We start from the raw sequence: 9,485 nt of genomic DNA, 5'->3' as shown, positions 1-9,485 counted from the left end.
TACCGCGTCGGCACCCGTTTCAACCACGACTTCAGCAAAGTGCTCGAGGTTTCCCGCGCCGCCCGAAGCGATGACCGGTATGTTGACCGCATCGCAAATCGCCTTGGTAAGCGGCAGGTCGTAGCCATCTTTCGTGCCGTCCCTGCCCATGCTGGTCAAAAGGATTTCTCCCGCGCCCAGTTGTTCAACTTTTTTGGCCCACTCTACGGCGTCGATTCCGGTCGGAACGCGACCGCCGTTTACGTAGACCTCCCATTTATCCGGCCCGGCGCTTTTCGCGTCGATAGCCACGACGATGCATTGCGAGCCGTAACGCCGCGACGTTTCCCGGACTACCTTGGGGTTTCTTACCGCCGCGCTGTTCATCGAAATCTTATCGGCGCCGGTCGAGAGCATGCGCCGTATATCATCGCTTGATTTGATCCCGCCGCCGACCGTATAGGGGATGAAGACCTCTTCGGCGGTACGAGAGGCGACGTCGAATATGGTGTCGCGCTGCTCGTGTGAGGCGGTTATATCTAAAAACACCAGCTCGTCTGCACCGGCCTTATCATAAACCGAGGCCAGCTCGACCGGGTCGCCGGCGTCCTTTAAGTTCACGAAGTTTACGCCCTTTACGACCCTTCCGCCATGGACATCGAGGCAAGGGATAACCCTAACCGTGAGCATTATCCCACCTCGCAAGCTCTATCGCTTCGGCGAGCGTGAAATTACCCTCGTAGAGCGCGCGTCCGATGATAACACCTTCAACGCCTGATTCCTGCAGCGGTTTCAATTGGCGGATATCGCTTAAAGACGAAACGCCGCCAGATGCGATTACCGGAATACTTATATTCTCAGCGAGTTCTTCTGTAGCGAAGATGTTTACGCCGGTCTGGGCTCCGTCCATCATAATATCGGTATAAACTATCCTGCTGACGCCGTACACTTCAAGCTGCATGGCGACATCCGTTGCGAAAATATCGGTATCCTCGACCCAGCCTTTTATCGATACTTTGCCGCCCCGCGCATCGAGCCCGGCAACGATTTTCCCCGGATATTTGGCGCATGCGGCTTTCACCAGTTCGGGGTCGGTTATTACCGAAGTGCCAAGAATCGCCCTGGTAACGCCGGTCGCAAACACCTTATCCAAATCTTCGATAGTCCGGAGTCCCCCGCCCAGCTGCACGGGAATCTTGACGGTCTTTACGATATTTTCTATTGCGGCGAGGTTCTGCGGCGAGCCCTGGAACGCACCGTCGAGGTCGACAAGGTGCAAAAACTGCGCACCCTCATCCTGCCACTTTACGGCCATGTCGGCGGGGTTGTCGGCGTAAATCGTCGCCTTATCCGCCCGTCCCTGGTAGAGGCGCACGCATTTGCCGCCCATGATATCGATGGCTGGATAAATTATCACTTGCATAACCTCCCAAAGTTTTCAAGCACCTTATGACCCACATCGCCGCTCTTTTCAGGGTGGAATTGGACGGCGAAGACATTATCAGACCAGATGCTGGATGTAAATTCAAAGCCATAATCGGTAACCGTAGCTATGATACCCGTATCGGACGGATCTACGTAATACGAGTGAACGAAGTAAAAATTCGACCCCTCGGGAACGCCTTCGAGGATGGGCGGTTTGTTCGCATATTTTACCTGGTTCCAGCCCATATGCGGGATTTTCTGCCCTTCGGGAAGCCGGCGCACCCTGCCTTTAAAAACGCCAAGGCCTTTATGGATGCCGTCCTCCTCGCCCTCTTCCATGAGAAGCTGCAGACCGAGGCAGATGCCGAGAAACGGTTTTCCGCTGTTGATGCTATCATGGACGGCGCCTTCAAGACCGGCGGTCTTAAGGTTTGCCATGCAGTCCGCAAACGCGCCAACGCCCGGCAACACTACTCCCCTGGCGTTATTTATAAATCCGGGATCGGCGGAGACGGCGACCTCAAAGCCGAGCTTCTCGAACGCCTTCTCGACGCTCCTTAAATTTCCCATCCCGTAATCGATTATCGCTATCAATACTTCCATCCCTTCTAGCGATTAGCGACTAGGGATTGGCATAACGAGTACCCTCATCAGTTATTACCTCGTTATCTACACATACTAGCTTGTGGCTAATGGTAGATGCCCACTCTCTCAGCCCACACCAATCGCTAATCGCTCTTCGCTAATCGCTGCACTTACTCCAGCATTCCCTTGGTGCTAGGGATTACATCTGCAATCCTTGGGTTGATATCTACTGCTTCCAGCAGGGCTTTTGCGAGGCCTTTGAAGATCGCCTCGACCATGTGGTGGGCGTTTTTTCCGGCCATCATCTTCACATGCAGGGTTATCCCCGCATTTGTGGTGAAGGCCTGCAAGAACTCGACCGTCAACGCGGTATCATACGTTCCGATTAGTTCGACGGGCAGGTCGACATCGTAGACGAGGTACGGCCTGCCGCTGATGTCCATTGCAACGAGCGCAAGCGTCTCATCCATCGGCATAAGGCTACTGCCATAGCGGCGAATCCCCTTGCGGTCGCCAAGTGCGTCCTTTAACGCCTGGCCGAGACATATCCCGACATCCTCGACCGTATGGTGGCCATCTATTTCAAGGTCGCCCTCGGCCGCTATATCAAGGTCGATGAGCCCGTGCTTGCCGACCATCGAGAGCATGTGATCGAAGAACGGTATCCCGGTCGCGACCTCTACATTCCCCTGGCCGTCCAAGTTTAGCTCAACCCGGATTCTCGTCTCCTTGGTTTCCCTTACAATCTCGGCTCTTCTGTCCATCATATCCTCCGGATCAGATAACGGTTACTTCGCTAAGCGCTCTTATAAACTCTTCGTTCTCCTCGGGTGTGCCGACCGTTACACGGAGGCAGTTTTCGAGAAGCAGCTGGTTGCTGGTGTTTCGGATTAGGATACCGCGATCGAGTAATCCTTGCCAGACCTCTGCGGCCAGTTTTTTCGTCCTGAAGAGGATGAAATTCGCATGACTTGGAAACACCTCGATGCCTTCCAGCTTCTTCATCTCTACTAACAAACGATCTCGATCGGCCAATATAGCCTTTATTTTCTCTTCGAATAACGGTCTGTGAGAGAACGCTATCCGGGCGATTACCTGCGATAATTTATTAAAGTTAAAGAACAGCTTTACCTTTAACAGATTCTCGATGACCTCATCGCTTGCAAGCAGATACCCGGCCCGTAACCCAGCCAGGGAGAACGCTTTTGAGAACGTTCGTAGAATCGCGAGATTCTTGTACTTCGCAAGAAGCGGGAGCGCCGTTTGCCCGCTGAATTCGGCATACGCTTCGTCGACAACGACCAGCGCGTTTGTGATTCTAAGAAGCGCCTCTATCGCCTCAAGAGAGACTACATCCGCGGTCGGATTATTCGGGCAGCACAGGAATATGAGCGCCGCGTCCATCATATAAGCGTGCGGCAGGACTTTCTCGGCGGTCAAATCGTCCGGTGAGCGCAGTATCGTTATCATCTCGGTACCGGTCATGCGCCCGGTTATCCCGTAGACTTCGAACATCGGCTCGAAGGTGACGGCTTTGCGACCGACGCCGCCGTAAGCGAGATAGAGATTTTGGATGACTTCATCGCCGCCGTTTCCGACGAAGACCTTTTCCGGCCCAAGACCGTAGTGCTCCCCGATGAGCGTGCGCAATTCAAGCGATAGCGGGTCGGGGTAGCGATTATATGCTATGGCATCAAACTCGCCCTTTATCTCGTCGATTATCGATTGCGGCAGGTTGTACGGGCTCTCGTTTGCCGACAATATGATGCGCGCGTTGACCTCCGGGACATGGTAAGGCTTCAGGGAGGCGACCTCTGGACGTGGACGGATCATGCTAATCCCCCGTCGGGTTTGTCCATCCGGTATCTGACGGATTTCGCGTGCCCCGTAAAGCCTTCGCTCTCGGCTATCGTCATTGCGGCATCGGCGACATTGCCGAGCGCCTGCTTTGAAAAATTAAGTACGCTCGATTTCTTCAGGAACGTATCGACGCTAAGTGGCGAGTAGAAGCGCGCGGTCCCGCCGGTCGGCAGGATATGGTTCGGCCCGGCGACATAATCGCCCACCGCTTCCGGTGTATACGCGCCCAAGAATATCGCGCCCGCATGTTTTATAGAGCTTAAGGCTTCTAGAGGGTTTTCAATCATAAGCTCAAGATGCTCCGGGGCAATGCTGTTTGCAAGCCTCAGGCTTTCGTTAATCGAGGGCACGATAAATATCCGCCCGTTGTCGTTGAGGGATTTCTCGGCGATCTCCTTACGCTCCAGCCTGCTCAACTGCAGTTTGACCGCTGCTAGAACCTTTTCGGCTATCGTTTCTGAATTGGTTATAAGAATGGCGGTCGCATCCGGGTCGTGCTCGGCCTGGGCAAGCAGGTCTGCCGCTATATAGTTAGGCTTTGCGGTGCTATCGGCAACTACCACGACCTCGCTCGGGCCGGCGAGCATGTCGATATCCACATAGCCCACGACCATCTTCTTTGCAAGCGTTACATAGATATTGCCGGGGCCCGAGATGACATCCACCTTCTTGATCGACTCGGTCCCGAAGGCAAGCGCCGCTATCGCCTGGGCGCCGCCGATTTTATAGACCTCCGTCACGCCGACTTCGGCCGCCGCCACCAGCACCTCCGGTCGAATCGCACCGGGGACGACCATAGCGATTTCCTCCACGCCGGCGACACGCGCCGGAATGGCGTTCATTAGAACGGATGAGGGGTACGGCGCCCTGCCGCCCGGGACATAGATACCCGCCCTGTCGACAGGCCTTATAAGCTGCCCGAGAAACGCCCCGTCATCCACCATAAACCAGGAGTTTTCCTTCTGACGGACGTGAAACGCGGTGATTCTCTCTTTCGCTTGCTTGATCGCACCCAAAAACTCGCTTTCAACCAGGGAATATGCAGCATCGAACTCCTCGGGGGTAACTTTGATCGTCTCGGTGGTAAGTTCTATTTTATCGAATGTCTTTGTATACTCAAAGAGCGCCGCGTCGCCTTCATTGCGCACACGGTCGACAATGTTGCGAACCGTGGCTTCGACATCAGGGCGGTCGAACAGCGGCTTCGCTATCAGTTTGCGCGCTTCATCTTCGGTAAAACCAGCACTTAGTTTTTCAAGTTTCAACACGTAAGATCACCACTCCAAACGGTGTCGGCCCGCTGACTATCGATGTCGCATAGCGGCTCGACCTCTATCTACTATCGGCAATTACCGCATGTAGGATACATGCATTCTGCAAGGTACATGGTGCATTATCGGTGTTTTTGCCAATCACTTATAACAACATTTAAGTATTATACACTGAAAGCATGCTTTAGTAAAGTAAAGTGTTAAAGTGCCTAATTTAGGCTATTGCGTTCTGATTCAATAGTAAAACCAAGCATTCCCCCACAAAGTGAGGGAATGCATCAAACCGCTTTGTAAATCATGTTTACGATTTTACTGCTGCCAGTAGTAGTGCTCGTTGCATGGCACATCCGTAAAAGACACACCGTCATAGGCTTTGTCATACGTATAGACCGCTATGCATTCCCCCAGGTTTTTGTCCAAACCGGCGGCATGCGCAGCGCTTTTCGCATCGGGTAGATTATAGCCGATAGTGATATCGAATTTGCACTTCTTGCCGTTATTGCCCCAGTACATATCATAGAAATCGCTTTGCAGCCATATTACATCACCGGGATAGGGGTTGTGCATGTACTCCTTCAAATATACCCGTATAGGCATAGATTCGTTGGGCTGCAGTGAAGGCACCGGGAGCGTCACATATTCGTACACCGGGAAATAAGGCCAATTCTCGTCCTCCACTCTTACGCGCAGCGTTCCCGTGGGAGTCGGCTTAGCCTTGTTGTTAAAAAGCTTCACATCGACATAGGCAGGACGGTACTGGTATCTGTGGTCAAGCTTTATAAACGGGCAGTTCAGCGGATTAGGCCCCATTACAGCAGTACTTGCTGACGCCTGATTCTTAATCTGCTTCTCCAGTTCGCCCTTGGCCGCATCGGTCAAGGCATTTGCAGGGATACCCGCTTCCTGTGCAGCAACCGTTATAGCATAATCCAGGCCCCCTGAGGTCAGTTCATCGAAATTCGGTATATTTGGCGGTATGCCTATAGAAGCAAGACCGTAATCCGCAAGAGCGGTCAGGGCTGTAGTTAATTCATCGCGCCAGCCATCGGGGATCAGCGGGAAATGCGCCGCTATTGTGTTTATAATTCCCATCTTCAAGGAATTGAACGTAGTGCTCGCCCAATTGACGACATCACTTATAATGTTAACGATGGAAGAGAAGAAGTCGACGATTCCGTCCCACAGATCTCCCCACCATGATTCGTCCTCCTGTTTCACCACAACCTTAAACCCTGAACCCGGAACAAGAAACTGTGGTACCAGCTGGTTTTCATACTGGTCGGTAGACATACCCTGCATCATATAGTTAACATAAGGATAAAGGACGCCGCCACTCTTCTTACTCAGCTTGAAATTGACCTCGTACCACCTTGGAGCACGGAATACTTCGTAATAGTGCGCCCATTCGTAATCCTCCCACCTTACGGGAATATAGCGCTCGAAAGACATGGTGGGCGCGTAGGCGGGCACGGTAACCGTTTTGACCGGATAGATTGTAATTGGAGCCGGATTCTGATAATTGATGATTCGGGTGTCGCTGAACACCGGCACAACCCTGCCGGGTTGTGAGTCTGAAGGTTTTAATGCAACCGCCCGAACATAGTAAACAATCTTGCTTTTTCCAAGAGCACTGCTAGAGGGGCTGAAATCAGAGAACGGGACGGCTAGGCAGTTCTTAAAGCTGTCTATTGCCGGCATCTTGTCGGCATCATACTCCTTGCTGTATACGAGACCGGTTGGCTTTTCCCATTCAGCCGGTTTGCCCTGGAAAGGCACAGTCGAAACCTGCAGGGTGAGCTTTGTTATGCCCGGGTCGAACTTCTGCGGTTGGAAATAGTAGGCAGAGCTACCCGGAGAAACGCCAACGATGAAGTTGGCCACATGTTGGAACAGGTTTGGAAATTCGGACGGACTGAGAGACGGTATGCCCGGCTTAATAGTGTACCATAACTCAAAGGATGACTGCACGATATTAGCCAGGTGCGTGTCGGAGACCGGCTTGCCGTATAGCACGGGGATTCCGGCTCCCGGATCGCCGATGCAGTTTCCCGATCCATCCACAGGCACCGCACGGACGTAATAGACGCGCTGTTCTCTCGGCAGCTCACGGTAGCTGCTTGAGGTTCTGAACAGCAACTGGCCTGATACTAATTGGAACAGGTTTGCGGGCGGAGTTGGTGATGGAACGAACTTCGAAAAGTCGATTGCGAACTCTTTCGTAGAAACGGCTACTTCACCCGATGCCACAAGACCTGCTGGCTTCTTCCAATTATTTGGATACCCATTGAAGGGAGCCTTCGCAACCTGCCAGACTACCTTTGACGCATTGGCAGACTGCAGATTATATGCAAAGTACCGCTTCAAGTCGCCGCCTGAATTAATAAAAGCAAATGGTGTAGTTGAATACCGTAAACCGGTTTTTAAGGTTATATTGTTCAGAAGAATGGGGCTCAGGTTAAGGATCGGCTGTTCCAAGTGTATTCCAGGAAACGCAGCTGGTGAAAATTGAGATCGTAAACTAGCGTAACTTAAGTTCGGATAGGACGCTGCGGAGAACGAAGCCGGCTTTCCCTCTCCGGTTGCCACATAAAGGGTCAGACCGGTGTTGAAATACGGCGACGACACCCGATTCTCTAGATCAAGGTTTAAGAATTTATCCTTTTCAGTTAACTCGGATTTGGGATTACTGCTGATCTCAAGGGCTGGCATGCCTGAATAGTCAGGCACTTTAAAGCTTTCATAAGTACGCTTTATGATGACAATCCCCTGCTCTCTCGTGGTGTTGCCGAGAGGATCTATCAATCCGGTCCCCACTCCCTTGATTATCGCGTTCTTCACACAGAAGCGCACGGCGGGGTCGGCCCAGGTCGCGATCTTTCCGGTATCGTTATATCCGGACAACGCGGGTGCGGTGGTTGAAAGATTCGGGATTGAAGCCTTGAGCGCACGCAGCACCATGGTGCAAAGTTCCTGGCGTGTGATGCTGTTGCCCGGAGAAAACATCCCGCCGCCGGTTCCGTTCACTATGCCGAGTTTATATGCCTTAATAACCTCCGGGTTCGTAGTATCCTTGAAAGGATTCTGCCAGGATGCCGCCATTTTGGCGGATACCTGTTCATAAAGTTTTACAGCGATGACGCAGAATTCCTCACGTGTGATAGGCTTCTTGAAGTTGTTCATGATCCCGTCATAGGTAAGCCCATATTGTTGCGCCTGCAAAATCTCGGACACCGCCCATGAACTGGCGGTTCCATCTCCGACCGATTCCTCACCGTAGGCGCCGGGTATAATGGATAGTTGCATGAGCACAACTACTAACAGAAGGCAAATAACTGTCCGGAAATTGGTTTTCATAGCGGTCCTATCCCTTCGTCTTAGCGAACATTTAGCACAGTTTATAAGCATGATTATAATACGCCGTGCTAATATTACGCCAGCTCTCCAAGCCCTTAAAAACGGTTAAACACAAAACCTTTTAGATAATCCAACACAAACATGAAGATTGTGCTAACAGCTAAAAGGGCGAGGATTTCCTGCCAGCTAATAGCCGGCACAAAAATTCCGAAGTAGGCGATACTTGCAGTCAAAAGCATGGTTAGCGCTAGCGCACCCATAAGCCAGTTGCTCGGGCGCGATGTCCAGAAGTGGTACCTTTCCCGTATGACAAAAAGGGTAAGATGTCCGCTGAATACAAGCATAACGAAAATAAACGTCTGCAATTGAGGAAGGGCCAGCATAAAAACATTCATACCAAGCCAGAGGACGACGAAAGACTCGGCCAGGAGTATTACCGATAATGCAAGGGCAATGCTGACGAGAGCACGCACGTGCCAGCGTTGAGGTGTAGGTGCTACGCGGGCGTTATCGGTGGCAATCGCCATGGTGGCAAAATCGTTTGAGAATAAAAGCAATACGATCTGAAAAGGTGTGACCACAAATTGTTTAGTTAAGAAAAACGCCAGGGTTAAGAAGAGCGCGACCTGAATTGTTTTAATGATTTTATTAAGAGTATATGTGAACATGCGCTGGTAAATTTGGCGGCTTGTTGTTACCGCCCCGACAATATCAATAACGCCCGGGCTGGTTAAAACAAGGCTTGCCGCAGCCTTGGCAACATCGGCGGCTCCGGCCACCGCGATTCCAACCTCGGCTTGTTTAAGCGCCGGAGCATCGTTAACTCCATCGCCGGTCATGGCAGTGATGTGGCCTTTTTGCTGCAAAGCTTTAACCAGTAAAAACTTATCTTGCGGGTAAACTCCCGCAAAAACATCGCAACCTGAAAGAACCTTCTCCGGGTCTTTTTCAACCTCTTTTGGAGAACAGACACGGTTCCCGATGCCAACCTCGCCTGAGATATGTAGAGCA

At 51.9% G+C, this 9,485-nt stretch carries 8 protein-coding genes; all 8 read right to left on the bottom strand.

Annotation, left to right across the window (positions count from 1 at the left end):
- Positions 1 to 669, bottom strand: a 669-nt coding sequence (gene hisF, locus ACYC56_RS04760) for an imidazole glycerol phosphate synthase subunit HisF (protein ID WP_461373037.1), incomplete at its 3' end; no start/stop codon positions are given.
- The gene (gene hisA, locus ACYC56_RS04755; protein ID WP_461373036.1) at positions 656 to 1,396 is read right to left on the bottom strand and encodes a 1-(5-phosphoribosyl)-5-[(5-phosphoribosylamino)methylideneamino]imidazole-4-carboxamide isomerase; all 741 of its coding nucleotides are present in this window, start codon (positions 1,394 to 1,396) and stop codon (positions 656 to 658) included. The genes hisA and hisF, both read right to left, overlap by 14 nt.
- Positions 1,393 to 1,998 carry an imidazole glycerol phosphate synthase subunit HisH gene (gene hisH / locus ACYC56_RS04750; RefSeq protein ID WP_461373039.1) on the bottom strand — a complete coding sequence of 202 codons (606 nt, stop codon included), beginning with the start codon at positions 1,996 to 1,998 and terminating at the stop codon, positions 1,393 to 1,395. The genes hisA and hisH overlap by 4 nt, the downstream gene beginning before the upstream one ends.
- Positions 1,999 to 2,159: 161 nt before the next feature.
- Positions 2,160 to 2,753 carry an imidazoleglycerol-phosphate dehydratase HisB gene (gene hisB, locus ACYC56_RS04745; RefSeq protein ID WP_461373038.1) on the bottom strand — a complete coding sequence of 198 codons (594 nt, stop codon included), beginning with the start codon at positions 2,751 to 2,753 and terminating at the stop codon, positions 2,160 to 2,162.
- 13 nt (positions 2,754 to 2,766) lie between these two features.
- Positions 2,767 to 3,822, bottom strand: coding sequence for a histidinol-phosphate transaminase (gene hisC, locus ACYC56_RS04740; protein WP_461373035.1), 1,056 nt, complete (start codon positions 3,820 to 3,822; stop codon positions 2,767 to 2,769).
- Positions 3,819 to 5,117, bottom strand: coding sequence for a histidinol dehydrogenase (gene hisD, locus ACYC56_RS04735; RefSeq protein WP_461373034.1), 1,299 nt, complete (start codon positions 5,115 to 5,117; stop codon positions 3,819 to 3,821). Before hisD ends, hisC begins: the two co-directional genes overlap by 4 nt.
- A 312-nt stretch (positions 5,118 to 5,429) precedes the next feature.
- Entirely contained in the window at positions 5,430 to 8,423 is a 2,994-nt protein-coding gene (locus ACYC56_RS04730; RefSeq protein ID WP_461373033.1) for an S-layer homology domain-containing protein, read from the bottom strand.
- A 146-nt stretch (positions 8,424 to 8,569) separates the two neighbouring features.
- A partial coding sequence (locus tag ACYC56_RS04725; protein ID WP_461373032.1) for an HAD-IC family P-type ATPase occupies positions 8,570 to 9,485 on the bottom strand: 916 nt, incomplete at its 5' end.

Source organism: Candidatus Aquicultor sp. (genome assembly GCF_054640775.1).
The sequence above is the reverse complement of the archived record's forward strand: the minus strand, read 5'-3'. Positions and strand labels throughout refer to the sequence as shown.

Bases quoted from the DNA above. Each gene is read 5' to 3' on its own strand.
- hisB (WP_461373038.1), bottom strand. From the start codon at position 2,753: ATGGACAGAAGAGCCGAGATTGTAAGGGAAACCAAGGAGACGAGAATC.
- hisC (WP_461373035.1), bottom strand. From the start codon at position 3,822: ATGATCCGTCCACGTCCAGAGGTCGCCTCCCTGAAGCCTTACCATGTC.
- ACYC56_RS04730 (WP_461373033.1), bottom strand. From the start codon at position 8,423: ATGCAACTATCCATTATACCCGGCGCCTACGGTGAGGAATCGGTCGGA.